This window comes from Epilithonimonas xixisoli (assembly GCF_004365655.1).
GTDB classification, from domain to species: domain Bacteria; phylum Bacteroidota; class Bacteroidia; order Flavobacteriales; family Weeksellaceae; genus Epilithonimonas; species Epilithonimonas xixisoli.
This window is the reverse complement of sequence record NZ_SOEO01000001.1, coordinates 229,501-254,907: the sequence shown is the minus strand read 5'-3', so window position 1 is coordinate 254,907 and position 25,407 is coordinate 229,501. Positions and strand designations below refer to the sequence as shown.

23 protein-coding genes are annotated in these 25,407 nt (G+C 36.2%); 8 read left to right on the top strand and 15 right to left on the bottom strand.

Translation table 11 applies throughout. The features are described from left to right. Positions 1-28 precede the first annotated feature (28 nt). The 10 genes from B0I22_RS01170 to B0I22_RS01125 form a co-directional block, all read right to left on the bottom strand. Positions 29-1,144 (bottom strand): HlyD family secretion protein, encoded by a 1,116-nt coding sequence (locus tag B0I22_RS01170; protein ID WP_133942781.1) that lies wholly within the window; start codon positions 1,142-1,144, stop codon positions 29-31. A gap of 50 nt (positions 1,145-1,194) precedes the next feature. Continuing rightward, positions 1,195-2,496: a TolC family protein gene (locus tag B0I22_RS01165; RefSeq protein WP_246022125.1), complete on the bottom strand. Its 1,302-nt coding sequence runs from the start codon at positions 2,494-2,496 to the stop codon at positions 1,195-1,197. A 34-nt stretch (positions 2,497-2,530) separates the two neighbouring features. Beyond that, complete coding sequence (locus tag B0I22_RS01160; protein ID WP_133942779.1) at positions 2,531-3,163, bottom strand: TetR/AcrR family transcriptional regulator; 633 nt, start codon at positions 3,161-3,163, stop codon at positions 2,531-2,533. 159 nt (positions 3,164-3,322) lie between these two features. Then, a complete protein-coding gene (locus tag B0I22_RS01155) occupies positions 3,323-3,799 on the bottom strand; it encodes an anthrone oxygenase family protein (RefSeq protein ID WP_133942778.1) in 477 nt (158 codons plus the stop codon). A 246-nt stretch (positions 3,800-4,045) separates the two neighbouring features. Next, positions 4,046-4,369 carry a hypothetical protein gene (locus tag B0I22_RS01150; RefSeq protein WP_246022124.1) on the bottom strand — a complete coding sequence of 108 codons (324 nt, stop codon included), beginning with the start codon at positions 4,367-4,369 and terminating at the stop codon, positions 4,046-4,048. A gap of 199 nt (positions 4,370-4,568) precedes the next feature. Then, the gene (locus B0I22_RS01145; RefSeq protein ID WP_133942776.1) at positions 4,569-5,522 is read right to left on the bottom strand and encodes an alpha/beta hydrolase; all 954 of its coding nucleotides are present in this window, start codon (positions 5,520-5,522) and stop codon (positions 4,569-4,571) included. 33 nt (positions 5,523-5,555) lie between these two features. Continuing rightward, positions 5,556-5,909, bottom strand: coding sequence for a DoxX family protein (locus tag B0I22_RS01140; protein ID WP_133942775.1), 354 nt, complete (start codon positions 5,907-5,909; stop codon positions 5,556-5,558). A 74-nt stretch (positions 5,910-5,983) separates the two neighbouring features. Next, positions 5,984-6,739 carry an SDR family oxidoreductase gene (locus tag B0I22_RS01135; protein WP_133942774.1) on the bottom strand — a complete coding sequence of 252 codons (756 nt, stop codon included), beginning with the start codon at positions 6,737-6,739 and terminating at the stop codon, positions 5,984-5,986. Positions 6,740-6,820: 81 nt separating this feature from the next. Then, positions 6,821-7,384, bottom strand: a complete 564-nt coding sequence (locus tag B0I22_RS01130; RefSeq protein WP_133942773.1) for a TetR/AcrR family transcriptional regulator — start codon at positions 7,382-7,384, stop codon at positions 6,821-6,823. A gap of 79 nt (positions 7,385-7,463) precedes the next feature. Next, positions 7,464-8,570: a DNA polymerase III subunit gene (locus tag B0I22_RS01125; RefSeq protein ID WP_133942772.1), complete on the bottom strand. Its 1,107-nt coding sequence runs from the start codon at positions 8,568-8,570 to the stop codon at positions 7,464-7,466. 284 nt (positions 8,571-8,854) lie between these two features. Between B0I22_RS01125 and bamG the strand changes: the two genes are divergently transcribed. From bamG to B0I22_RS01110, 3 genes are all read left to right on the top strand, one after another. Next, on the top strand, positions 8,855-10,129 hold the full coding sequence (gene bamG / locus B0I22_RS01120) for a BamG family beta-barrel-assembly machinery protein (RefSeq protein ID WP_133942771.1): 1,275 nt from the start codon (positions 8,855-8,857) through the stop codon (positions 10,127-10,129). A gap of 84 nt (positions 10,130-10,213) precedes the next feature. Continuing rightward, positions 10,214-10,747: an LPS export ABC transporter periplasmic protein LptC gene (lptC, locus tag B0I22_RS01115; protein ID WP_425459588.1), complete on the top strand. Its 534-nt coding sequence runs from the start codon at positions 10,214-10,216 to the stop codon at positions 10,745-10,747. A gap of 58 nt (positions 10,748-10,805) precedes the next feature. Then, positions 10,806-11,855 carry an anhydro-N-acetylmuramic acid kinase gene (locus B0I22_RS01110; protein ID WP_133942769.1) on the top strand — a complete coding sequence of 350 codons (1,050 nt, stop codon included), beginning with the start codon at positions 10,806-10,808 and terminating at the stop codon, positions 11,853-11,855. Positions 11,856-11,860: 5 nt separating this feature from the next. Here the strand turns inward: B0I22_RS01110 and B0I22_RS01105 are convergent, their stop codons facing one another. Further along, positions 11,861-12,379, bottom strand: coding sequence for a hypothetical protein (locus tag B0I22_RS01105; protein WP_133942768.1), 519 nt, complete (start codon positions 12,377-12,379; stop codon positions 11,861-11,863). 107 nt (positions 12,380-12,486) lie between these two features. Continuing rightward, positions 12,487-12,873 carry an SRPBCC family protein gene (locus tag B0I22_RS01100; protein WP_133942767.1) on the bottom strand — a complete coding sequence of 129 codons (387 nt, stop codon included), beginning with the start codon at positions 12,871-12,873 and terminating at the stop codon, positions 12,487-12,489. A 37-nt stretch (positions 12,874-12,910) separates the two neighbouring features. Here B0I22_RS01100 and B0I22_RS01095 point away from each other — a divergent pair, with 37 nt between their 5' ends. Next, complete coding sequence (locus B0I22_RS01095) at positions 12,911-13,525, top strand: NUDIX hydrolase (RefSeq protein ID WP_133942766.1); 615 nt, start codon at positions 12,911-12,913, stop codon at positions 13,523-13,525. Between the two features lie 18 nt (positions 13,526-13,543). On the opposite strand, the gene B0I22_RS01090 is transcribed toward B0I22_RS01095, so the two are convergent. Further along, positions 13,544-14,815: a UDP-N-acetylmuramoyl-tripeptide--D-alanyl-D-alanine ligase gene (locus tag B0I22_RS01090; protein WP_133942765.1), complete on the bottom strand. Its 1,272-nt coding sequence runs from the start codon at positions 14,813-14,815 to the stop codon at positions 13,544-13,546. Between the two features lie 86 nt (positions 14,816-14,901). Continuing rightward, entirely contained in the window at positions 14,902-16,509 is a 1,608-nt protein-coding gene (gene gldJ / locus B0I22_RS01085) for a gliding motility lipoprotein GldJ (protein WP_133942764.1), read from the bottom strand. 160 nt (positions 16,510-16,669) lie between these two features. Here gldJ and porU point away from each other — a divergent pair, with 160 nt between their 5' ends. The 3 genes from porU to B0I22_RS01070 all read left to right on the top strand — a co-directional run bounded on the left by porU (position 16,670) and on the right by B0I22_RS01070 (position 24,216). Then, positions 16,670-20,626, top strand: a complete 3,957-nt coding sequence (gene porU / locus B0I22_RS01080) for a type IX secretion system sortase PorU (RefSeq protein WP_133942763.1) — start codon at positions 16,670-16,672, stop codon at positions 20,624-20,626. A 41-nt stretch (positions 20,627-20,667) separates the two neighbouring features. Next, the gene (porV, locus tag B0I22_RS01075; RefSeq protein WP_133942762.1) at positions 20,668-21,801 is read left to right on the top strand and encodes a type IX secretion system outer membrane channel protein PorV; all 1,134 of its coding nucleotides are present in this window, start codon (positions 20,668-20,670) and stop codon (positions 21,799-21,801) included. 159 nt (positions 21,802-21,960) lie between these two features. Then, the gene (locus B0I22_RS01070) at positions 21,961-24,216 is read left to right on the top strand and encodes an FUSC family membrane protein (RefSeq protein WP_133942761.1); all 2,256 of its coding nucleotides are present in this window, start codon (positions 21,961-21,963) and stop codon (positions 24,214-24,216) included. On the opposite strand, the gene B0I22_RS01065 is transcribed toward B0I22_RS01070, so the two are convergent. Next, on the bottom strand, positions 24,192-24,803 hold the full coding sequence (locus B0I22_RS01065; RefSeq protein ID WP_133942760.1) for a 4'-phosphopantetheinyl transferase family protein: 612 nt from the start codon (positions 24,801-24,803) through the stop codon (positions 24,192-24,194). The two genes, B0I22_RS01070 and B0I22_RS01065, sit on opposite strands and share 25 nt — an antisense overlap. Positions 24,804-24,945: 142 nt before the next feature. Between B0I22_RS01065 and B0I22_RS01060 the strand changes: the two genes are divergently transcribed. After that, positions 24,946-25,323 carry a hypothetical protein gene (locus B0I22_RS01060; RefSeq protein WP_133942759.1) on the top strand — a complete coding sequence of 126 codons (378 nt, stop codon included), beginning with the start codon at positions 24,946-24,948 and terminating at the stop codon, positions 25,321-25,323. The last annotated feature ends 84 nt before the right edge of the window (positions 25,324-25,407 follow it).

Below are 25,407 nucleotides of genomic sequence, written 5' to 3'. Positions count from 1 at the left end.
TGCTTCCTACTTCCAGCTTCCTAATTTTTTATTTTAATGAAACCACAGTTTGAACATTCATCCCAACGCGTAGTTTTTTCATAATATCTTCGTTAAGATTGTCGAAGGTGATCTTGATTGGTAATCTCTGTACCACTTTTACGAAGTTCCCACTTGCGTTATCCGGAGGAAGCAATGCAAATGCAGAACCCGTTGCAGGAGAGAATGAACTGATTGTCCCTTGAAATTTTTGTCCCGGATAAGCATCGATCTCGATTTCTACTTTTTGACCCTCGATCATTTTTTCAACCTGAGTTTCTTTGTAGTTTGCCACCACCCATTTTTGATTGCTCATTACCAAACTGAATAACTGTGAGCCAGCTTGGATAAACTGTCCTACCTGAACAGGAATTTTAGAAACATAGCCATTTTCTTTAGCGGTAATTACGGTGTAAGAAAGATTAAGTTTTGCATTTTCCACGTCCACTTGTCTTTGTTTCAGTTGAGAATTGGCAACACCGATGTTTTGATAAGTCGCATTGGACTGAGACGTTACAACACCCGTTTCCACATTCGCCTGATTTTTTTGATCTACCAAAACCTGCAATTGTTTTTGAGCGGATTGATACGCGGCAGAAGCCTGCTCGAATTGTTGTTGCGTGATGCTGTGGTCTTTCACCAATTCAGAATATCTTTTCATATCCTGCTCTGTTCTCCAAACATTTACTTTTGCTGCCTCGATTTGTGCATTAGCGGTTTGGACTGCTGCTCTAGAATTATTAATTCCTGAAGCTGCAGCTTGAGAGCCTGCCTGCGCAGATGTAACATTACTTTGTGCTGTTCCCAAAGCGGCTTCTGCTTGAGAAACTGCCATTTTCTGATCTCTATTATCAAGAATAATCAGTGTATCGCCTTTTTTAACGAATTGATTGTCCTTAACCTTAACTTCTGAAACATAACCAGAAATTTTGGAAATCACGGGACTTATGTCTGCAGCGATTTGTGCGTCGTCAGTTTCCTCGTGAACCTGGCTGTATTGATATTCTCTAAAACCAAAAAAAATTGCCACCAAAACCGCAACAGTAACGATGATGTAGAAAACCGGGCTTTTTTTCTTTTTTACAGGAACTTCTCCCTGTTCGAATTTTATATTGTCTTGTGCCATTATTTTGTTTAAAGTTTTATGTTCTAAGTTTAATTAAAGTTTATTTTGAATCAATTATTATTAATCGTTCCAGTTGTTTGTAATAATTTTTTGTGAGCCAAAGCCGCATCAGCTTTTGATGTGATGACGTTGACGTTTGCAGTGATTTTTGCAGTGTCCGCATCCAAAAGATTTGTGATCGTTTCCAGACCCGCGTTGTATTTGTTTAATGTAATTCGGTAATTTTCTTCAGCTTGTTCCAGCGCTCTTTGGTAAACATCGATTTTCTTGTGGGCGAAAAGATCATTTTGATAATCGCGTTTCACTTCCAAAGTCACATTGTCATTAAGCAAATCATTGTTGGCTGCCAATTCTTGTTCTTTGGCTTTTGACTGGACGTAGCTTGAATTTTTCTTCCAAATATTCGAAAGGTTGTACTGGATTCCAACGCCGACATTTACAGCATTGGTGATGGTCAAAAGTTTTGGAATGTCTGCGGCAACATATCCACCAGTGAAAGCCAATGAAGGCAGATGTTCCGCTTTTGCAGATTTGCTTCCAAGCGCTGCGGCTTTTCTTTGATAATCCAAAGCTTTGATGTCATTCCGATTTTCTCTCGCCAAATTCAAATAATAATCATCTGGTTTTCCAAGATCGTCTTCTCCGATATAATTAGAATCAACCTCGATTTCCGTGTTGTCTGGAAGTCCGAGAAGCAAATCCATATTGATGTTGGCGATGCTGTAATTGTTCTCCGCCTCCATCAATTGCAATTCGATATTCGACGTTTGAAGTTGCGCCTTCAACCGATCGTTTCTGGCAATCACGCCATTTTTTTCTAGTTTAATGAAAGACTCATCTCTTTTTTGAGACGATGTCAAATTTTCTTTCAAGAGTTTCACTACTTCATTCGCTTTGAACAAATTATTATAAGCTTGGGAAATGTTGTAGGCAATGGCATTTTTGTCGTTTTCAGCATTCAGTTTGGAAGCTTCTACGAGATATTCAGCCGATTTGATTCCATATTTGATTCTGCCTCCAGCATAGATCGGCACCGAAAGATTCGCTGAGCCATAAAGCACGTTGCTCACTTTTGGTCCGCCACCAGCCATTCCTGGGATTTTCAGATCAACATTTGGTTCTAGTGGCAAGTACAAGTAATTTCCAGAAACCGTCAGCTCCGGCAATTGCTTGTTCTTCGCTGCCAAAAGATTGGCTGTGGATTCTTCGATTTGAGCTTGATCTATTTTTAGATATTTGCTGTTTTCGATTCCTAATTTAACTGCTTCTTGTAAACTTATTTTACGTTTTTCCTGAGCGGAAAGCACACCAAAAGTTACAACAAGAATAATAGCTGTCAATAGCTTATTCATTGTTCGCATTATGATAATTGTAATTTGAGATTTATTATTTTTCCTGATAGCCAATCAAAGCTCGGACAATTGCTTTCACGTGATTGGCAGCTTCTAGGAAATATTGATTTTCGTATTGTTTTTCATCAAAATCTGAATTATTTTTCTTCAGATAATCTTTGTACATTTTGATGCCGTGCATCGCGTTGAAGATGGTTCCGGAAATGGTGCATTGCAAAAGATGATACGACGGTCTTTTGGTGAAAATCCCCTTTTCCAAACCAATTTCTACAATTCTTTGATTGATTTCTATGTAATTGATTTTCGAATCTTTAAGAAAATTCTGAATATTTTTGTTTTGGCTAATGACTTGCTGCGTGTGAATCAAGAGATAGAAATCTTTAAATTTCTGAACACGGTTGACAAAATTATCTACAAAAGCATCCAACTTTTCAATCTCGTTCAAGTCATTATTTTCAACAATATGTTTGGCAAAGTTGAGTCCTTCTTCCATTCTCCAACGGAAAAGTGTTTCCATCAGGTTTTCCTTAGAACCGAAATAATAGGAGATCATCGAAACATTCACTTTGGCTTTTGCCGCAATGTCTCGTACCGAAGTTCCATTATAACCGTTGGCAGCAAAGAGTTTCTCTGCAACCATCATTATATGTTCTTCTTTTGTTGGCATAATTAATTTTTTGACCAGGCAAAGTTAAATCAAAAAACAGACTCAATCAAACATTTGTTTGATTAATTTTTTATTAACACATTATAGACATCATAAATAAAATCTAAAATGCTAATATTCAAGGGTGATTAAAAGAAAAAAACTTATTGAAGCAAAAATTTATTGTTTTGCAGAATAAATTTTATCGACAGACAAGAATGAAAAAACAACGCCAACAAAAAGGATAAATGATCTCAACCAATTCATAGAACTCCATTCTGACGCAATCGCTTTAAGCGTTTTTGTATCAAGGATTGGCTCAGAAAGATACATCAAATCATTCCGAGGATGAAAATATGTGAAGGCAAAAATATCTCCTGAAATATAACACAACAAAGCAATTCCGAGAAAAAGTCTGGCAGACTTCGCCGTTTTCCAAAACAAAATCAATGATAATAATGTCAAAATCTGAGCAGCAGGAGAAAATATTTTGAAGAAATCTCCAGGATTCACAGTTTTGAAATATTCTCTCGCAGCAACGATGGAATTTGGAATGTCACTCTTCGCAGCCTCAAAAATAACCATCGAATTGAAAATATTGGCAAACAAAACACCGCACGCGAATGCAACGGAAGCGAATAGAATTATCTTTTTCATTTTCAAGGTTTTAGTGTGTTTAAATTTAATAAAAAATCACCACAAACTAATAGCTTGTTTAAAAAATTAGCAAAAACCACATAGACACAAGAAAAAGCGCGATATTCACTTTTAAAAAGATAAAATAGGACTAAACTCACTACTATTTTGTCTCAAAACTAGATGAAAAAAATGTGTCAATGTGGTTAACAAAACTTTTCAATTTAAATTGAAAAAAAGCTCTAACTTTTTTGTTTTATAAACAATTTATTTCGCTTGTCCAATATCTAATCTTTCTATTTTTCCCTCTTCGTTGATGTGGAAATTAAAATACGTTCTGAAAGTTCCCCATTGTCCAGCGAAGAAATTGCCTTCTAAATTTTTGCCCTCATTTTCTACTTTATCAATACTTAGGAATTTTTCTTTATGGTTAAAAGCATTATCAAAAAATGATTTTAAGTTTAATTGATTTCCGTCGTCGGTAAAAACGGCATCTTTTGTAAAATACGAATACCAATTAGTTTTATCGTTTTCTTGTAAAGCTTCGATGGCTTTTTTTACGGTTTGGTTGGTGATTTTATTTAAATCCATTATTTGTTTTTTTTTGGTTTTGATAGGTTTATTTTGTTCGATTTTTTTCTGTCCGCAAGCTGTTAATAAGCAGAATACAGTTAAAATAATGATAAATTTATTTTTCATTATTCGTGAATGTAGTATTGATTTTAAAAACCAAAAGACAATATAATCATTGTCTTTCGGATTTAATATTTCGATTTAAATTGCTGATTGGTTACGCTTCGAAAGCTCTTTTCAAAGCATTGGTTTTGGCTTTCCAGAAATCTTTTGACATTGAGATTTCCGGAGCAATTCCATCGAAAACGTGCACCATTCCTGGTAAAATATGGAGCTCAACCTGAACACCGGAAGCGGATAATTTCTGAGCATATTCAATGCCTTCATCACGCAAACAATCCATCGTTCCAACGGCGATAAATGCTTTTGGCAAATTGCTCAAATCTTCCATACGGTTGGGAACAGCTTTGTTGTAATCGCTTTCTGGAACGCCTTTCAGGTAACATTGAAAACCGTAATGGTTCATCCAGGAATCCCAAACGCCAACGCTGGTAATTTCTTTGTTACTGTCAGAATCGTCGCGGTCATCTAGCATTGGATATTGCATCAATTGCAACAGAATTTTCGGCCCGTTTTCGTTTCTTGCTTTGATGCAAACTGAAGTCGTCAAAAGTCCACCTGCACTTCCGCCACCAACAACTATTTTTTCAGCATTAATATTGAACTCAGCAGCGTTCTTTACTACGTGCAACAAACCTTCATAGCAATCATTTAATGGTTTTGGGAAAGGATTTTCGGGCGTCAATCTGTAATTTATCGAAGTTACCACGCAACCCAATTCCAAAGCCAAATTGTACAAAACCGGGTCTTCCTGTTCTGGCAAACCACTCATTGTTCCACCACCGTGAATCCAATAGAGCAAAGGTTTCTGAGCTTCTCCAGCCGTCGGTGTGAACACTCTGATTTGGGTTTCAAGACCGTCACTGTTAGTGAAAAATTTGTCTTCAACTTTAACTTCATCCGTACTGCTCACTTTTATTTGAGAAGCCATTTGTTGCAGTGCACCTCTGAAAACTTCTTGCAAAGGCATTCCTTCCGGTGGTGCGGGTTGATTGGTGTAAACGTCTAAAATTGGTTGTAACTCTTCGTTGATTTTCAAATTGTATTTCATTTCTGTATTTTTTAAGTTTAAATTTTTATTGAATTAATTCGTTTTTGTTAGTGGATGTTGCAAGTAAATAATTACAAGATTCAGTAAGAGAAACGGAATTTCTATCGCTGCACCTTTCAAATCTTTGTTTAATAATTGTAGGCAAATAATCATTAAAATTCCTGCAGCCATCAGAAAATTTCCCCAGACAAAAGTTTTTGGGAAGAGAATTAATAAAGCTGCAATCATCGTTACTGCTCCGTTAATCATCACGGCAGTTTTAGAAAAATTCCATTTGCTGAACATTTCAAGCATTTCGGGTTTTCCGGAAAACATTGCGTAACCTTGTTTTAAGCCCATAAAAACGGCAACGAGAATAAGGGCGGAATTAATTAATTTTAAAATCATAAAGTATTTTTTTAATTAAAAAAATGGATTATTGAAAAACAACAATCCATTTCAATTACGCTAAATTAATAATTTTATCTAGTTGTGTAGCCTCCATTAGCAAAAATAGTTTGTCCTGTAATCCACCATCCGTCGGTTACGAGAAACTCTACTAAAGGCGCAATATCTTTGATGTCTGTGAGACCGCCCAAAGCTGAAGCTGATTTGTGATAAGCGACTGCTTCCGGAGCTTCTTGTCCGTAGAAAAACGGCGTATCCATAGGTCCCGGAGCCACTGCAGAAACTGAAATTCCTCTATCCCCAAATTCTTTTGAAGCCATTCTCGTAAAATGCTCAACTGGCGCTTTTGCTCCTGCATACGTGGAATACAAACCTGTGTAAGCCGCCAACAAAGAAGTTACAATCGTATTGATTTTCCCATTTTCATTCAAATGTTTTCCAGCTTCTTGAATGAAAAAGTAAGCAACTTTTGAATTGATGTCGAACATCGTGTCATAGTCGGCTTCTGTGGTTTCTAAGAAAGGTTTTTTCAAGACCATTCCAACCGTGTTGATGGCGATATCAATACCACCAAATTTTTGTTTTGTAGCTTCAAAAAGCTTTGAAATATTTTCAACTTTGGTTAAATCTGCTTGAAAAATAAAGGCTTCTCCTCCTGCAGTTGTAATATCTGCTAAAGTTTTTTCAGCATCTGCTTTTGTACTGTCGCTGTTGTAATGTACCGCAACTTTTGCTCCTTTAGCTGCAAAATTACGGCTTAAAAGTCCGCCTAAATTTTTTGCACCACCTGCGATCAACACTACTTTTCCGTTTAAGTCGTTTCTAGACATTTGTGTAAGTATTTTAAAATTAGATTGCAAATTTATAAAAACTGAATGAATATTCAGTCAGTTAAAGAACTTAAAAAAAAGTTAATTTTTTATTGAGTCCCAAGACATTTGTAAAAATAATTGAATCGTAGTGTCTGTAAACGGAATCTGCTCATCCTTTGCCCAAAGAATCCAGCCATTGATTGTACTGAACGTGAACAATCTCAGATGCTTAGCTTTCAAAGGTTTGAATAGATTTTGTTTTAAACCTTCTTCGTAGAGTTCATCAAAAACGAGAAATCTCTTCATCGCAATGCTGTTGATTTCGTCATTTAAAATATTGGACGAAGCGAATTGATAAGAAAAATAATACTCTGTGGGATGCTCAACAAAATAGCGAACGACTCTTTCCCAAAGAAAAAAATACTGCTCTCGAACAGATAAGTTTTCTGCTGAATAATCTTTAAAAATATAATCGGCTTCGTCTTTTTTTTGCCAAATCCACATTTGTTGCACCAAATCCTCTTTGTCTTTGAAATGTTTGTAGAAAGTACCAATTCCCACTTTTGCTTTGGCTGCAATTTCGGCAACGGTAATGGCGTGCAAACCTTTTGATACAAGCAGTTCTATGGAAGCGGAAAGTATGTTTTCTCTTTTATCATTCATTGTAAGGAAATTCGGATATTACTGTTCAAAGATTGGAATTATTTTATTACTAAATAGAGTACAAACTGATTAATACAGGTCAACTCGAAGCCTTATGAATATATCTCGTTAATTTAATCCCCATATCTGTCAAAACGATTTTGGAATTTGCATTTCGGGAAATATGGTAAGAAGCATCGGTGATTTCTTCAACAATGGAAACGATATTGGCTCCGTGAATAAATTTTGAAAATGCTGACCAGTTGAAATTCCCTTCACTCAGTTTTTTGTAAACCAAATTATCATTACCATAATTCTGAAGCATTGCCAAACGGAAAATCTCAATACAATAATTGAGGAATTTCATTTGCTTCTCACGATTCCATTCTGAGATTTGGCGCGCCCATTTTACAATTTCTCGCAGAACTTCGGGTTTCTTTTTCGCTTGGAAGGCATTCCGAACCCATTGTATAAATAAGGTTTCGAACTCAGATGTCACTACATTGTTTTCTGATAATGATTTTGCAAGATTCCAATCGCCCTGAGATTCGTACGCTATTTCCTTTGCCGCTTCTACATTTTGCAGGCTCTTGAGTATATCTTCGTCATTGATTCTCGGAATATTAACCAACTGACATCGGGACAAGATGGTTGGCAGAATATCATTGGTGCTTGGTGCACAAAGAATAATATAGGTATTTTTCGGTGGTTCTTCCAGGAATTTCAGGATTTTGTTGGCAGCCGCATCATTCATTTTGTCAGCTCGCCAAACGATGAGAATCTTGCTTCCACCTTCGAAACTTTTGAGTGTGAATCGTTGTCCAATATCCTCTGCCTCGTCTGCAGAAATGAAAAACTGTTTGTTTTCCGATTCCAAGAAACTCGTCCAATCATCGAATGATGCATATGGATTTTGCAGAACCATCTCTCTGAAATTATCGAAAAAACGTTTGCTCAACGATACGTTTTTCTCTGTAAAAACCGGAAAACTGAAATGCAAATCGAGGTGGTTCAAATTCTCAATTTTATGAGCAGAAGCTGGATTCTCTTTCTCGAAAATCTCCTGAGCCATTGCCAAAGCCAAAGGTAAAACGCCAAAGCCTTCTTCGCCTACGAAAAGTTGCGCATGCCCGACTCTGGAATCCCGGATGCTGTCTTTCAAAAGATTCTTTACGGATTGCTGACCGATAATCTGTTCCCATTTCATAATGACAAAGATAGAAAAAAGCAGGAAGTTGGATGTCTGATGATGGAAGATTTCAATTTTTAAGTTCTTGAAAAATATATCAAATATTCCAACGTTCAGTTTCAAGTTATAATGCCCATCCCTTAACAAACTTTAACCGAAATATATTTTTGCAATTCATTATTAATTAAGATATTTGCGGATTGAAATTTTAAAGGAAAAAGTCGCTAAAATCCAATTATTAAACCACAGCTGGCGTTTGAGCGATGACAATTGACTTTAAAAAAAACAATCAATATCAATTTATGAAAAGAATTTTTGTTTTATCATCATTGGTTGCAGGATATTTCCTTAATGCGCAAAGTATTGGAAACTCACCGTACGGCGCTTATGGGATTGGAGATGTGAAATATGATAATACAGTTGAGATCAATTCTATGGGAGGCATCTCTACGGCTTATATTTGGGATTTTAACAACAGTTTCAATTTCCGAAATCCAGCTGCTAATACCAACTTAGAACTTACCACACTGAAAGTTGAAGGCACGAATGAGAATAATTATTACAAGTCTGACTTTAATAATATTGATTCGAAAAAACATTCTACCTATGTTTCAAATATCAGTATTGCTTTTCCGATTTCCAAAAGGGTAAAATTTGGAATGGGATTCCAGCCATACAGTTCCAAAAGTTATGACATCGTAACCAGCAAAGCTTTGAACAGCGAAACAACGGAAGTTCACAATTTCCGTGGTGAAGGTTCTTTGAACACTATTCAAGCGGCGCTTTCTTATCAAATCAATACAGAGTTTGCTGTAGGTTTGAGATCCAACTTCTATTTTGGAAAAGTTCAGGATATTGAGGAAGTAGCTTTTACAGGTGCCGAATTAATCAGTGGATATGCTAACAGTTACAGGGTAAAAGCTTTCAATTTCACGCTGGGAACAACTTATCAAAAGAAATTGGCGAATGACCGCAAATTGACGTTTGGAGCAACTTACACGATTGGCAACAGCGGAAATTTGAAAAGTATGTACACCAACAGTACGTACTATTATCTTGTAGGAGAACAGAAAGCTTACGAAAACATAGTAGAACAGCAATCTAATTTTGATAAAAAATTCTTACCACAAGAAGCTTCTATCGGGGTTGGATATGGCAAAGACACCAAATGGTTTTTAGGAACTCAGGTGGATTATAAAAAAGGAGAAAACATCAATTTCCTTGGTCAGCCATTCTATTACCAGGATTCTTACAGATATTCTGTGGGAGGTTGGTACTTGCCAAACTTCAACAACTTCCGTTCTTATTTTTCTAGAGTGATTTACCGTTATGGTGCTTACTACGAAAAAGGAAATCTGCAACTCAACGGGACGAATATCAACAAAATGGCAATCACAGCGGGCGTTACGCTTCCTTTCCAAAAGAGCGTTATCAACCGTATGAACAGTTTGGATATTGGACTGGAAGTTGGAAAAAGAGGAACTTTGGAGAACAATATGATCCGCCAAAACTTCATCAATCTAAGAATAGGTGTGAATTTTGCAGACAAATGGTTTAACAAGAAACTATACAACTAAGAACCGAACATTGATAATCTAATGAAAGATTATTGTTTCAAAATATTTAATTTAAAAACATCACAACAATTCTTTTTGTTGCTGATGTTTTTTCTTATGCAGTCTTGTGAAGAAGATATGACGAAAGTAAACAAGGGAAAGAAAACCAATTTCGCTTCACAAATCATTCACAACGCAAATATCATCCAGAGAGATTCTGGCGTGGTGAAAGTAAGATTCAAAGCACCATTGCTGGAAAGTTACGAGTTGATAGATTCGCCTTACGTGGAAGCGAAAAAAGGAATCTATCTGGAATTCTTCGACAAAAAAAATCCGAAAGTTCCTGGGAAAGTCTGGGCAAAATATGCTAAAAATAATATCAAAAGAGATTCATATTTTGCAAAAGGCCGAGTAAAGATCATCACGACAGAAGGACAAACTTTCGTCACCGAAACCATCAATTGGGACAAGCGAAATAAAAAAATGTACACCAAAGACACCGTTTTCGTTTCGGACAAAGACGGCAATATTTTGGTTGGTGCACACGGAATGGTTGCCAAAGACGACTTTTCAGAATATACTTTCTTCAACAATTCCGGAAGTTTCAATTCTACCAATTTGCCTGCGACAAGCAAGTAATTTTTAGATTTTAGAAGTTAGAGATTAGAATTTAGATATTCGATAAATACTTTTTATTATGTCAACTTTTTACGCCATCGGTTTGATGTCTGGAACCAGTCTGGACGGTTTGGATATTTGTTATTCCAGATTCACAAGGGACAATTCCAATTGGACTTTTGAGATTCTGAAATGCGAAACCATCGCCTACTCCACTAATTGGGAAGATGATTTGAAAAATGCCATCCACTTTTCCAGCGAAAGACTATTGCAACTCAATTCCGATTATGGATTTTACCTTGGCGAGAAAACGCAAGAATTTATCATTAAAAATAGTATCAGCAATTTAGATTTAATTTCCTCACACGGACACACAGTTTTTCATCAACCAAAAAACAAATTCACGTTGCAGATTGGTGATGGACGAGCAATTAGAATTAAGACCAATAAAACCGTCGTTTACGATTTCCGAAGTCAAGATGTTTTGCTTGGCGGAAACGGCGCGCCGTTGGTTCCAATTGGTGATGAGTTATTGTTTAATGAGTTTGATGCTTGTCTCAATCTTGGTGGATTTTCCAACATTTCTTTGAAACGAGATGGGAAACGAATTGCATTTGACATTTGTCCAGTCAACATTATCCTTAATGATTTGGCTTTAAAACTCGGAAAGAAGTATGATGAAAATGGCGATTTGGCAAGATCTGGAATTATCGATTACGAACTTTTAAATGAATTGAATCAATTAAATTTCTATCAAGAAAAAGCACCGAAATCTTTGGGAATCGAATGGATTAATTCTCAAGTTTTACCATTGATGAAAAATCAAAAGTCGGAAAATCTCTTGGCAACTTTCACCGAACATTCTGCAGTTCAGATTGCGAAAATATTGGAAGAATTTGAAATTAAAAATGTATTGATAACCGGCGGGGGAGCTTACAACAGCTATCTCATTGAAAAAATAAAAGCAAAGACCAAAACCGAAATCCAAATTCCCGCGAGAGAAATCATTGAATATAAAGAAGCTTTGATTTTTGCTTTTATGGGCGTTTTGAGATTACAGAATCTCAATAATGTTTTGTCATCAGCAACCGGAAGTCTGACGGATCACTCGTCCGGATTGATTTGCTAATTAGTTTATAAGATAGTCAGAATAGAATCAATTGTTTTTGCAAACAAAACCTGAGCTCTAAAAACCAATATCAGAATCAAAACCATTATCATATAAATCACAGAATTTTTAGTAAAAACTGTCACATTTTTTTCTTTAAATAGAATCAAAAAGAAAAGTGTGGAAATAAAAACCAAAAAGTTGGAAGCAAAACAGGCTTGATAAAGCTGTTCATTAGATATTTTTTCTTGTACACAAAATCTCACTTCGTCAAAGCTAATTTTAAGTGCATACACAAAGTTATAAACTGTAATAATTAGAAAATTAGCGAAAGAATATCTTAGAAACAATTCAAATCCAGCACACTCTTTCTTTAATATCAAAAACAAAATTATCAGAACCAAAGAAATTATTAGACTTGAAAGCGAATCATAAATCCAAAAATTAAATGTTCTTGGTAATATATTTTCAAGTAAAACATTTAATAAAAACATTACTATTACTGAAATAATACCCCAAATTAAAATCTCATTAATGGTTTTCATCGTTTAAGTTTTCAATAAAAATAATAAATTGGATTTAATATAACGAAAAACCCTTTCAGAATTTTGAACTCTAAAAGGTTTAGTATTTAAGATTGTAAATTCAAATTCTACAGTTGCTCAATCTTGTCTGTCAAAGAATTGATGAAATTTTGAAGTGGTTTTTCCACCATCATTTTGATAAAAGGATTGAATTTCCCTTCAAATAACAACTGAACTTCGGTTTGACTTTCATTCAAAGGATTCATTGTTCCTGTCAAAGCAAAATCCAAGCTTGAGCTAGCAGATTTCAGAACGACTTCTTTATCAGACACATTATCAATCTTCAACGCAATTTCCGGCATTCCCTTCAATCCAAATTTGAATCCGTCCGCGCTGGTTTCAAACTTCTGAAGACCATCTGGCATTAGATCTTTGTAATCTTCTGGATTTTTCAGCATTCCTGCCAATTCTGATGAAGATTTATTTACTATAATTTTTCGTCCTTCTAAATTCATTTTTTATATTTTTGTATTTATATCAAAAGCCGTACAAATGTATAAAGTTTTTATCAATGAAAAAAAAATAGTTTTGAGCCAAGAGCCTCAAGACAGCCCTAAAACATTGAATTACGATGGAACGCATAGCTTTGAATTTGCGGTAGATCTACTGACGAATACGGCATCGCAAGGCTTGAATATTTATCATAATGACATTGAGCAATTGTGGGCAGACTTCAAAAGTTTCTTCAGAAACATCGAGGCAGCCGGTGGTATTGTTTTAAATCCTGAAAATAAAATCCTATTCATCCATCGTTTGGGAAAATGGGATCTTCCGAAAGGGAAAATTGAAAAAGGCGAATCCAAAGAACTTGCAGCCGTTAGAGAAGTGGAAGAAGAATGCGGGATTTTTGATCTGGAACTGAAGGATTTCATCAACTCAACTTATCACATCTACACGGAAAGAAATGGCGACAAAGTCCTGAAAACAACTTATTGGTTTGAGATGTTCTACAACGGAACCGGAACACCGAAACCGCAAATAGAAGAAGGAATCACCGAAGTGGGATGGAAAAATGAGGAAGAAATAGAAAGCGAGATTTTGCCTTCAACTTTCCAAAATATTAAGCTAATTCTTAATGACTTTAAAAGTAAAAATCCTCAATCGTAATTGAGGATTTGCTGTTTTTTATAGAAACTCGATAATCTTTTCCAAGGCAATTCCTCGGGAAGCTTTCAGCAAGATATTTTCTTCTTTGATTGGCATCAGTTGTAATCTTTCAATCAATTCTGACGTATTCAGAAACGCATTAACTGATGGATAAACGGATTTGAAATGAGGTCCAACTGTGATGATCTCATCGAAATTACAAGATTGTGCAAAATCCAAAATCGTCTGGTGTTCTTTCTGGCTTTCTTCGCCCAGTTCCAGCATATCGCCAATGATAACAATTTTACTACCTTCGAATGTTTTGAAGTTTTCCAAAGAGACTTGCATACTGCTCGGATTGGCATTATACGTATCCAAAACCAAAGTTTTTTCTCCCTTTTTCTGAATCTGAGAACGCATATTGGATGGGATGTAATTCTCTATCGCCGTCTTTATCTCATCGATACTCAAATTGAAATGTAATCCTAAAGCGATTGCGGCAGAGATATTATCATAATTATATTTTCCAGTCAGATTGGAGAATATTTCGGTTTCATTATATTTAATTCCAACAAAATGATCTTTGAAGATTGCTTGAAATTGATAATCAGAATTTGATGTTCCGAATGTTATTTTTGAAGCGTAATTTTCGGTTTTTTCTTTTTGAATGGCGTCATTATCATTAACCAAAATTGTTTGATTGTTATGAATCAAATAATTATACAATTCAGATTTACCTTTGATTACACCTTCGTAACCGCCAAAACCTTCAAGATGCGCTTTCCCAAAATTGGTAATGTAACCAATGCTTGGCTTTGCAATTTCGCAAAGCATTTCGATTTCTTTCTGATGATTTGCACCCATTTCTATGACTGCAATCTCGTGTTCTTTTCTGATGGAAAGCAGAGTCAAAGGAACTCCGATATGGTTGTTAAGATTTCCAAAAGTGAATTGCGTTTTGAACTTGCTGGACAAAACTGTACTGATCAATTCCTTGGTTGTAGTTTTCCCGTTGCTTCCCGTAAGACCAATGATTGGAATATCAAGCTGATCTCTGTGTAATATGGATAGATGTTGTAAGAATATCAACGTTGAAGGAACATAAAAGATATGATTCTCCGGATCGTAATAGTTTTCATCTTCTACAATCACTGCCAATGCACCTTTTTCAATCGCTTCTTTGGCTTTTTCCGCAGCGTTATAATTTTCTCCAGAGAAGGCAAAGAAAATACTGCCTTCTTCTATTTTGCGGCTGTCTATCACAACGTTTTTGCTTTGCAGATAGATTGGATAAAATTCACTTATATTCATAATTCAAAAATAATCAAATGGGTTGATTTGAAACAAAAAAACAGCAGAAATTCTGCTGTTTTTGTATTAATTGTCGTACTTGAGAATTATCTTTTTGTACGTTTTGTTTTGTTGTTCTTAGCATCTTGTGCTACACGGAAACCAATCCATCCGTAACCTTTCATTTGGTTTTTGAATCTTCTTTGACCTGGATCCAACCAATATGCTGAATCTAACCAAGAACCTCCCTTCACTACTCTACTGTAATCATTGATTTGGGAAGTTGCTTGTTTTTTAGATTTTTGTAGAACTACGTTTCCGCTTTTATCAACAATGAAAGTTGGTTTCACAGAGTTGTACATATTGTATTCTGTACTATCACTTGGCGCCGTTCCTCCTGCATCCAAAGAAGATTGGTAGTCACCATCTCTGTAGTTTCTGTTATCTTCTACAACTTTCTTTTCAAATTCTCCTGGCAATCCTTTGTAAACCAAGCGACCATCTGCAAGAGTGTCATATTTGATTTCCATGTTTCCTACTTTTTTGTAAGATCCATCTTCGTTTTTCACAGCCTGTACTACAACATTACCTCTGAAATAATTGAAATCACTGAATTCTTCATCAATCATCGGTCTGTAGATATCCGCTACCCATTCTGCAACGTTACCATACATTCCGTAGATTCCTAGATCGTTGGAAGGATATTGTTTCACATCAGCCGTAGTTGGAGATCCGTCGTTTTTCCAGCCTGCAACACCAGAGTAATCTCCACGTCCCATTTTGAAATTCTCAAGATACATCCCACGGTTTCTACCTTTTTTACCTTTGATGCTTTCTATCTGAGTAGATTTACCAAGGTAGTTGTTATAATCTCTTTGTTTTTGAAGACCAAGTGCAGCAAATTCCCACTCTACTTCTGTTGGAAGTCTGAATTTTTCCACAATTCCAGAAACTGCATTTCTGTTGGCTGCAGCAATTCTTTCGTTGGAAGTTTTGATACCACTTCTTTTCTGAAGTTTTTCTTTATCCACGTAAGCATCAAGTTCTGCATCATTAGACTTGAACTTATCCATATTGAAAGTCGCACCTGCAGTCGCTGCTTTGTCGCCAGAATAGATATCTTTTGCTATCACCCCTTGTTTCATAAGGGCTCTTTCGTTAGCTCTCTCAGTCAACCAGTCACAATATTTTGTAGCCTGCAACCAAGAAACTCCAACTACTGGATAGTAATCAAACTCGGGTGATCTGAAATAAGTTTCTGCGTAATCGTTACGAGACAATTTATTATTCCAAACCAAAGTATCTGGTAAAGATCCTGAGTAGATATGCTTGAAGCTAGGATCAGAAGAAGGGAATACGAACTTAAGCCAAGTTGTATATTCTCTGTATTCTGAGTTTGTAATTTCTGTATCTCCAATGAAGAACGAACTTACCTGCATTCTTCTTGGTGTGTTATTCCAGTCGTGCATTACGTTGTCTTCTACCAATCCCATGGTAAAAGTACCGCCTTCCACATACACCATTCCTGGCCAAGCTTTAGGTTTTTGTTGCTTGCCAGAGAAGAACCAACCATCTTTTTCGTTTGGTTTCCATCCGGTCTTGCTTACAAACCCTTTTGTTCCACCACCTTTTTTAGTGTTACCACCACCTCCACAGCTTACCAAAAGTAATGCAGAGCTTAAAGTAATGATCGAAAACAACCTTATTTTTTTCATAATCTGATATAGAAATTTTCAAAGTACAAAGAAAAAGTAAATTCTTTAATTAATCAAATATTGTTTACCTTTTTTTGATAAAACGCAGATAATTTAATTTTATTATATACCATTTTTTTAAAAAATTCGTTTATTTTGTATTCTAATTAAAATACCTTTGATGAAATTCAAATTTTACATCTTTGTCCTTAGCGTGATTTCTGTATTTAGCTATTCTCAAAAGATTTCTCTGACTTGGGATGGTTACAAGCAAATGGATTACGGATCCGAAGTGGTAACTTATCCTTTCTTTAGCAATTACAATTATCAGGTAGAGCCCAATTCTATCTTTGTAAATCTTAATATTAAAACGACCAATCAGGTTTCTTTGGATCAGTTTGTTTGGGAAGCGCTTCCTGCAAAAGATATTAAGGATTTGAAAATCAACTCAATTTCTACAAAACCGAAAAGCAGTGTTTATTATTTCTACAATGAAACCGAAAAAGCAGAAAGCGCGGGCATTAATGTAGAGGCATTGAAGGTTGAAAATAACAAAATCTATAAATTAATTTCTTTTAATATTACCGAAACTGGTGAAAAAAGTGCTGCCTTATATAAAGGCGCTAATAAATCCGGAACTACAGAAAATCCACTGAAATCTGGAACTTTTTATAAAATTAAAGTTGATAAATCCGGAATATTCAAAATCACAAAACAGTTTTTGCAGCAAAACGGAATTAATTCTGCGAACATTAATCCAAAAAATTTCCGTATCTATGGTAATGGTGGATTGATGTTGCCAGAGTTTAATCAGGATTTCCGTTACAGCGCCCTGCAGGAAGATGCCATCCAAGTGATAGGCGAAGATGACGGCGTTTGGAATGACAACGATTATGCCCTTTTCTACGCACAAGGCCCTAATGGTTATAACCTCTTCGATGTTGGAAACGGAAACGGTAACAAAAGAATTGACAATAGAAATGATTCTTCTAACAATTTTGTGAATCTTTACGAAGATTTCTCTTATTACTTCATCAATTTCGATATTGGACCGGGTAAAAGAGTTCAGACGGTGGACAACAGTTTGCCTGCCGAATTGATAACGCGTTATGATGATTATCAAGTCATTAATGAAGAAAAATTTAATCTTGAAAAACTGGGAAGAATCTGGACGGGCGATGTCATCACAGGAAATCGTGAAATCGTTTTTAATACCAGAAGTCCCATAGATCCAAATGATGCTATCAGATTCCGAACGCAGGTTGTAGGTCGTGAAGCACAATCCGGGAGAATCACTGTGAATGTCAATACTTTTACAGATGAAAAATCTTTGGCTAGTAATTCCGAAAGTTTTGTTGCCCTTAGATCTGAGGGAACATTGAGCAACCAAAGCGGAACCAGTATTAAGTTTAATTACACAACCAATATCAGTTCCAATCCTATTGCGAAATTTTACTTTGATTATGCAGAAGTACAGTACAAAGAGAATCTGAACTTCAACAATACTCAGATGAATTTCCGAGAATTTGACATCAGAGAAGGCACAAATGAATTGTATGGGTTCTCCATCAGCAATGCCGCAGGAATGGATCAGGTTTGGGATGTCTCCGATGTAACAAATGCCAAAAGAGTAACCAACAAAAACAGTCAGAATTCTGTTTTCAACTTTGGATATCTGGCAAACAGCCTGACTTTTAACAATGAATTTGTTGCTTTCCGCAACGATTCTGGTTTTGACCCAATATTTGTTGCAAAAATTGAAAATCAGGATCTTGCATCGCTTAGCAATGTAGATTATCTGATCCTTACACAGCCGGCTTACATCAATCAGGCTCAGAGATTGGCCACTTATCATCAGACCAAAAACGGTTACAATGTTCAGATTGTAGATGTCAACAAGGTTTATAATGAGTTCAGCAGCGGAAGCAAAGACATTACAGCAATCCGTGATTTTATCACCAGATTAAATACAACTTCTGGCTCTCTTAAATATGTTCTATTAATAGGAGATACTTCTTATGACTTCAAAAACAGAATTGCTGGCAACACAGATGTAATTCCAAGTTATCAAAGTGAAGCCAGTGCAGATGTGAAGAGTTCCTACGTGAGTGATGATTATTTTGTGATGACAAAACCACAAACAGAAAGATATCTTTATCAGAATCTTCCAGATCTTCCAATCGGAAGACTCCCAGCAGCCAATGTGCAGGAAGCCAAAACGATGATCGATAAAACTTTGGCTTATTACAACGCACTTCCTGGCCAATCCTCGCCTTTTGGAGAATGGAGAATGAAACTGGATTTCGTTGCGGATGATGATTTTGAAGGAAGCGGACCTACAAGAGCTGATGGTACTGTCATTCCAGGGCCTTTCCATTTCCTAGTGGATTATGCCATTAAACAAAACTTCGAAACCAATACAGACAAACCAGAGTACAACATCAGAAAATTGTATCTGGATGCTTTCCCGGCAGTTACGAGCGCTGGTGGACAGAGATTTCCTCAGATTAATCAAGCGATTACGAATGATGTTGGGAACAGTTTGTATCTTTTCTATTTCGGACATGGTGGAATCAATGGTTGGGCGCAGGAAAGAGTCTTAACTTCTACTGAGGTTCAGGGTTTCAACAACTTCACTTCGGTTTACAGCAGATTTCCATTGGTTTCGACCATTACTTGCGAATTTACGTTGTGGGATGAGCCTTCCACAAGTTCTGTAGGAGAACAGTTGATGAAACATTCTACGGGCGGTGCTGCAACAATGATTACTTCCAGCCGCGCCATTACAGTAGATTATGGTAGAAAGTTCACACTTCTATTTACTGATAATCTTTTCAAGCTTTATAGTGATGATTTTATGCCACTGGGAGACGCACACCTTCTTGCAAAAAGACAATATAAATCGAGCTATGGTGACTCTTCTGATCCATTGAGAGTAAACTTCTTGGGAGATCCGGCAATGAAACTGAGCAGACCGAAAAGATTATTAAAAATTGATGAGGTGGAAACTCCTGTTCCGGGAAAAATCAGAGCTTTGGATTTTGTAAAAATAAAAGGTCACGTGGTAAAAGCAGATGGAACAACGACGGATGAAACTTTCAACGGACGTGTGGCGATTAATATCTTTGATAAGAAAATTAAAAAAACAACTTTAAATAATGACAACTATTCGGCTCTAAACAATAAACTGACTTTTGATGAAGAACCAAGTGCTATTGTAAAAGCATCTGGAACTGTAGTCAATGGGGTTTACACTGTAGAATTCTATGTTCCTAAAGACATTAATTATGAAGTTGGAAACGGAAGAATATTGGCATATGCAGACAACTTCAACAGAACAAGTCCAAACCCGAATGCTTTCGACGTGTTTACCAACAGAGTACAATCTTTAGGAGACATCAACCCAGACGGAATCAATGATGCTGAACCACCAGCAGTGAATCTTTATCTTAATAATACCAATTTTGCGAATGGTGGAATTGCGGATCAAAACCCTGTTCTATTGGCTTGTGTAAGAGATAATATGGGAATCAATTCTACTGGTGCAGGAATTGGTCACGATATTACTTTCGTTTTGGATGGCGATGTGATCAACACAACTTCTGTGAATGATTATTTTTCATCTGGCGATGGAAACGGCTGTACAAGCAATCTGCAAGATTATCAAAAAGGATCCGTCACTTTCCCACTTAGAAATCTGACGCCAGGCGAGCATCAATTGGTTTTTAAAGTTTGGGACATCAACAATAATTCTACCTCATCTACGTTAAACTTTGTAGTAAAAGATGAATCCGAGAAAAAACTGGAAGTCAACCGACTTTTGAACTGGCCAAATCCTTTTACAAACAAAACATACGTTCAGTTTGAGCATAATTGTGATGATGCGCTGGATGTGAATGTTCAAATCTACACAATTACAGGAAAAATAGTAAGAACACTTTCAACTTCTGTTTCTGCAGAACCTTTCCTACAAGGCTTCAGAACACCAAGACAAGCAATTGAATGGGACGGAAAAGATGATTTTGGCGACACCGTTGCAAAAGGTACATATATTTTTAAGATATTTGCACGCAGCCAAAATCAGGAAAAATGCACAGGAAGTGCGACTGCTGTTGAAAAAATGGTATTATTAAAATAAAACATCAATATATCGGTAAATTTTACCTTAAAAGAACAAAAATGAATTTAACAAAAAAATTATTTCTTGGATTAGGAATTGGCGTGAGTGCTTTTGCTTTTTCTCAGAGCGGTGTACAACCTGTACTTACAGGAGCGCCGTTTTTAAGAATCTCTCCAGATGCAAGAGCAGGTGGTATGGGAGACCAAGGTGTTGTAACCTCTACAGATGTATTTTCTCAATTCTGGAATGCGGCAAAATATCCGTTTGCTAAGACTTCATCCGGTGTCGGCGTAAGTTATACACCATATATGAGTAAGTTGACAAGTGATGTTTTCTTGCTTTACGGTTCATTCTACACTTTCTTGGGAGATGACGAGCGTTCTACTTTGAGTGCGAGTTTGTACTATTTCAATATGGGAGAAGTGAACTTGACTGAGTTGGATGCTGGTAATAACGTACGTGACAACGGAACTGTAAAACCAAACGAATTCTCAATTGATATCGCATACGGTTTGAAATTGACAGACAACTACTCTATGGCAGTGACTGGTAAATTCATCCGTTCAGATTTCGGGAGTTTCAATTCAGACAGCAGTTTCAAACCTGCTAATACTTTTGCAGTAGATGTTTCCGGTTACTATATGTCTCCAAAACACGAGAGTATCAGTGGATATGAAGGTCGTGTGAAAGGAGGTTGGGCAATCCAAAATTTGGGTCCAAAATTAGATTATACAGGTGATGAGGAATCTAGATCTTACCTTCCTACAATGGCAAGATTGGGTCTTGGTTATGACTTATTAATCGATGATATGAACCGTTTCAGCTTAAGTGGTGAAGCTTCTAAAATATTGGTTCCTGGGCCAGACGAAGTAACTGGCGAAGTTCCAAACGTTGGTCCAATTGATGGAATCGGGAAATCTTTCAAAAACAAGAAAAGTATTATGTTCAGTGGTGCGGCAGAATATTCTTATGATGAGACTTTTGCATTGAGAGCTGGATATTTCGCAGAAGCGCCGGAGCAAGGTGCAAGACAATACGCCACAGTTGGTGTGGGTTTCAAATATGCATCTTTCGGGTTGGATCTTTCTTATTTGATCAATACTTCAAAAATCAATACAGCTTTGGATAACACCCTAAGATTTGGATTGACTTGGAACATCGGTAGCGAAACTTACAACGCTCAGGATTATTAGTCATAATTGATGATCGATAAATGATGATTGATATGTCATCAAAAAAATAATTTGCCAGAGCTTTTTCGCTTTGGCATTTTTTTTTGATTAAATTTAAAATTAACTTTATCTTAAATCCTCAATATCTCATTAAACCATTACTTTCTGTAAATTTGCAAAATGAACTACAGTTCCGAACTCAAAAAATTTCTCACCAGCCAATACATCTATTCCGGAGCCAGAATCGCTTTGGCAATCGTGATTCCAAGTATCATCTTGGCGCAGTTTGGTTTGCTAAAGGAGTTTTTCTTGTTTCCACTCGGAACCAGTTTTGTGGGATTGACAGATCAGCCGGGACCTTACATCAGAAGGAGAAACACACTTCTGCTTTCTGTTGTCAGTTTCTTTTTGATTGCACTTTTGGCAAGTTTGCTCAAGGAATTTCCGATTGCCGTTTATCTTCAAATCATCTTCTTCGGATTTTTATTTTCGATGATTGGCGTTTATGGGATGCGATTGGCAACTTTCGGATCCATCGCACTTGTTGTCCTCAGTATCTTTATCGATGGACATCTCACGGGTGAAGATATTTTCAAAAGCTCATTCATATTTTTCTTGGGTTGTCTCTGGTTTTTCATTGTTTTTTTGATTGTTTCGAGATTGCAACCATATAAATTGGCGGGTCAAGTGGTTGGCGAGAATTATTTGGAATTGGCAGATTATCTCAGAATCAAAGCAAAATATTACACCAAAAATCCGGACTTTGATGCGTTATTAAATCAACTGATTTCTCAACAAGTCAAGATTAAAAACCATCAGGAGGACACGAGAGAAATTGTTTTCAAAACCAGAAAAATCGTCAACGAATCTACCACTCAAAGTAGAATTCTGATGTTGATGTTTCTGAATTCCATCGATCTTTACGACAAACTTCTGACCTCCGAAAATGATTATAAAAAGATGAATCAGACTTTTGGAGATACGGTTTTGCTTCAAAATATCCACGATTATCTTCTCGTAATGGCAGACGAAATTACCAATCTCGGAATCTCTCTCCAAAGCGGTTTGCCTTATAAAGAAATCACGAATTTCGATAATGAACTGAAGAAAATCTACGACGAGTTTTTCGATTATCGTTCAAAAAAATTCTCCTCCGAAACTTTGGAAGATTTTATGATGATGCGTCAGGTTTTGATGAGAATTACAGAAATCACAGATGAAGTCAACACGATTCTCAAAGTCAATTCTCAGGACAAAAAATTGGCGAAAAGTTTGTCATCAGGATTAGATTATTCCAAGTTTTTACCAAAAGAAGAAAAACTGAATTTCAAAGTTTTTCTTTCCAACTTTTCTTTGAAATCCGGACATTTCCGCCACGCAACCAGAGTCACTATAGCATTGCTGATCGGTTACATCGTTTCTCAATTTGAAATTCTTGGGATTGGGCATTCCTATTGGATTCTCATTACCATCATTGCCATTTTAAAACCCGCATATTCCACCACGAAACACAGAAATTTAGTCCGTTTTTTTGGAACTTTGGCTGGTGCAATTATCGCTTATATCATTCTACATTTTGTGGATGAGTCAACTGCGCTTTTGGTCATTCTTCTTGTGAGTATGATTATTTGTTTTAGTTTGTTGAAGTCCAATTATTTTTGGGCAGTTCTCTTTATGACGATTTATATTTTCCTGTCTTTCAATTTTTTAAGACCCGGAAACATCAATCTTATTTTCAAAGACAGATTGCTGGATACGGCGATTGGAGGAATCGTGACGTTTTTAGTCGCTTATTTTATTTTGCCGGTTTGGGAGCACACGCAGAATTTGGCATTAATGAAAAAATCTTCCAAAAGCAACCTTGATTATTTCCGATCGGTGATGGATCATTTTTTAGATAATGAACCGGACGATCAGGATTTCCGACTGAAAAGAAAAAATGCCATCATCGATTTGGCCAATCTTTCCGACAACTTTCAAAGGATGATTTCTGATCCGAAAAATCAACAGAGAAAACTGGAAACGGTTCATCAATTCGTCACCACAACGCATTTGATCACCGCTTACACAGCTTCATTATCACAATACGCAAAATCTGGTCACGAGTTTCCGGAAATCGATTTCCAGAATTGGAAAATTAGAATTTCGGCTGAACTTTTGCGAACCTCTTCCCTACTGTTCCAACAAGATTTGGACGAGCAAACCAGAATCGAAAGCCACATCAAACCAGAAGATCACGTTGTCGATTTGTTAGAAAAAAGAAAAGCCGAATTGGAAAATCAAGTGATTTCGGATGAAAGAAAATTTGGCGTAAGTCATTTGACCGAAATTAAAAACATCAAAGAATTATTGGAATTAATAAACGATGTTGCGAAAGATCAGCGGAAAATCATCGAAGAATATTTGATTCATCAATCCACAACTGCGACGCAATAATTATCAAAAAAATTGATTTTAGCTTGGAAGAAATCTTCATTTTCAAGATCATAAACTCTGCTTTTCACCGTAAATTCTTCCTGCAACTCAAAAGGCAAAACGTCGTAATGCTTTTTCAATGACCAATGTTTGCTGTGATGAATTTTGTAAAGCGCTTCTTTCACGCACCAGATCGCGGTCAGGAAATCCATTTCTTGGGAATTATCAATATAAAGATCTTCGTGCAAAATAAATTTGTGTCGGATATTTTTAATCTTCTCTTTCCGTTTTTCGATATCGATTCCAATTTTATTTTTAGAAATCGCCAAACCTGCCAAAGGATAAGAATGACTGATTGAAATATGAAAATCCTGCGGAAAAAGATAAGGCTCGCCATTTTCTCTGTAGAGAATTTTGTGATTTGGAAGCACAATTTTCAGCATCTTTCGCACCATCAAAACCTCAGCAATTTTATTTTTGTGATAACCAAGAATTTTATGCTGATTTTCCGGCTCCAGCAAAAGATCGACATCCAATTCTTCATCTTCATCAAATTCCCAAATCAGGATTTTTGCAACATCGTCGGAAAGATCTTTGTAAAGTGGCATCAGCAATTTTTTGATTTCATAAAAGTACTAAAAAGATCTTGAAGTCAAAATCTCAAAAATTGAAGACCTCAACTTAAAAATTCCTTAAATTTTCAGATTTAAGATTTGGTTAACATTTAAGCAAGTAAATTTGCAACATCAAATGAAAAAGAGTATCATATATCTATTGATGGGAATTTTTCTGCTATTCTTGGCAGAGAAGAACCAATCTATTGATTTCCAGCAAGATGTTGCGACTCAAAACATCTCTTTTCACTTTCTTTCTTTTGCAAAAAAACACCATCTCAATCATTCGTTAGAAAAAGCATCTTTTCAACAAATCAATGATTCACTGGACTCTCCCGAAGAATTGAATCTCAATTTTTCAGATTCTTTGAATACCATTGCTGTTCTGGCAGTTTTTGGTCTTGGTCTTTTATTTCAAGCTTTCTTCAAACGTAAAAAACAGAAATTCCACGAGCCGGAAACCATTATCTACTCGGTCAAAAGGTTTATTCTGCTCCGTTCTATCCGTATTTAAAATCTACTTTTTCAAAGACATTATTACCCTTATTCCAAAGCGGTAACATTCCTCGTTGTTTTTGAAATTTCCCTTATTCAAATA

Excerpts from the sequence above, each read along its gene's own strand:
- B0I22_RS01170 (WP_133942781.1), bottom strand. The coding sequence starts at position 1,144 with ATGGCACAAGACAATATAAAATTCGAACAGGGAGAAGTTCCTGTAAAA.
- B0I22_RS01165 (WP_246022125.1), bottom strand. The coding sequence starts at position 2,496 with ATGAATAAGCTATTGACAGCTATTATTCTTGTTGTAACTTTTGGTGTG.
- B0I22_RS01160 (WP_133942779.1), bottom strand. The coding sequence starts at position 3,163 with ATGCCAACAAAAGAAGAACATATAATGATGGTTGCAGAGAAACTCTTT.
- B0I22_RS01155 (WP_133942778.1), bottom strand. The coding sequence starts at position 3,799 with ATGAAAAAGATAATTCTATTCGCTTCCGTTGCATTCGCGTGCGGTGTT.
- B0I22_RS01150 (WP_246022124.1), bottom strand. The coding sequence starts at position 4,369 with ATGGATTTAAATAAAATCACCAACCAAACCGTAAAAAAAGCCATCGAA.
- B0I22_RS01145 (WP_133942776.1), bottom strand. The coding sequence starts at position 5,522 with ATGAAATACAATTTGAAAATCAACGAAGAGTTACAACCAATTTTAGAC.
- B0I22_RS01140 (WP_133942775.1), bottom strand. The coding sequence starts at position 5,909 with ATGATTTTAAAATTAATTAATTCCGCCCTTATTCTCGTTGCCGTTTTT.
- B0I22_RS01135 (WP_133942774.1), bottom strand. The coding sequence starts at position 6,739 with ATGTCTAGAAACGACTTAAACGGAAAAGTAGTGTTGATCGCAGGTGGT.
- B0I22_RS01130 (WP_133942773.1), bottom strand. The coding sequence starts at position 7,384 with ATGAATGATAAAAGAGAAAACATACTTTCCGCTTCCATAGAACTGCTT.
- B0I22_RS01125 (WP_133942772.1), bottom strand. The coding sequence starts at position 8,570 with ATGAAATGGGAACAGATTATCGGTCAGCAATCCGTAAAGAATCTTTTG.
- bamG (WP_133942771.1), top strand. The coding sequence starts at position 8,855 with ATGAAAAGAATTTTTGTTTTATCATCATTGGTTGCAGGATATTTCCTT.
- lptC (WP_425459588.1), top strand. The coding sequence starts at position 10,214 with ATGTTTTTTCTTATGCAGTCTTGTGAAGAAGATATGACGAAAGTAAAC.
- B0I22_RS01110 (WP_133942769.1), top strand. The coding sequence starts at position 10,806 with ATGTCAACTTTTTACGCCATCGGTTTGATGTCTGGAACCAGTCTGGAC.
- B0I22_RS01105 (WP_133942768.1), bottom strand. The coding sequence starts at position 12,379 with ATGAAAACCATTAATGAGATTTTAATTTGGGGTATTATTTCAGTAATA.
- B0I22_RS01100 (WP_133942767.1), bottom strand. The coding sequence starts at position 12,873 with ATGAATTTAGAAGGACGAAAAATTATAGTAAATAAATCTTCATCAGAA.
- B0I22_RS01095 (WP_133942766.1), top strand. The coding sequence starts at position 12,911 with ATGTATAAAGTTTTTATCAATGAAAAAAAAATAGTTTTGAGCCAAGAG.
- B0I22_RS01090 (WP_133942765.1), bottom strand. The coding sequence starts at position 14,815 with ATGAATATAAGTGAATTTTATCCAATCTATCTGCAAAGCAAAAACGTT.
- gldJ (WP_133942764.1), bottom strand. The coding sequence starts at position 16,509 with ATGAAAAAAATAAGGTTGTTTTCGATCATTACTTTAAGCTCTGCATTA.
- porU (WP_133942763.1), top strand. The coding sequence starts at position 16,670 with ATGAAATTCAAATTTTACATCTTTGTCCTTAGCGTGATTTCTGTATTT.
- porV (WP_133942762.1), top strand. The coding sequence starts at position 20,668 with ATGAATTTAACAAAAAAATTATTTCTTGGATTAGGAATTGGCGTGAGT.
- B0I22_RS01070 (WP_133942761.1), top strand. The coding sequence starts at position 21,961 with ATGAACTACAGTTCCGAACTCAAAAAATTTCTCACCAGCCAATACATC.
- B0I22_RS01065 (WP_133942760.1), bottom strand. The coding sequence starts at position 24,803 with ATGCCACTTTACAAAGATCTTTCCGACGATGTTGCAAAAATCCTGATT.
- B0I22_RS01060 (WP_133942759.1), top strand. The coding sequence starts at position 24,946 with ATGAAAAAGAGTATCATATATCTATTGATGGGAATTTTTCTGCTATTC.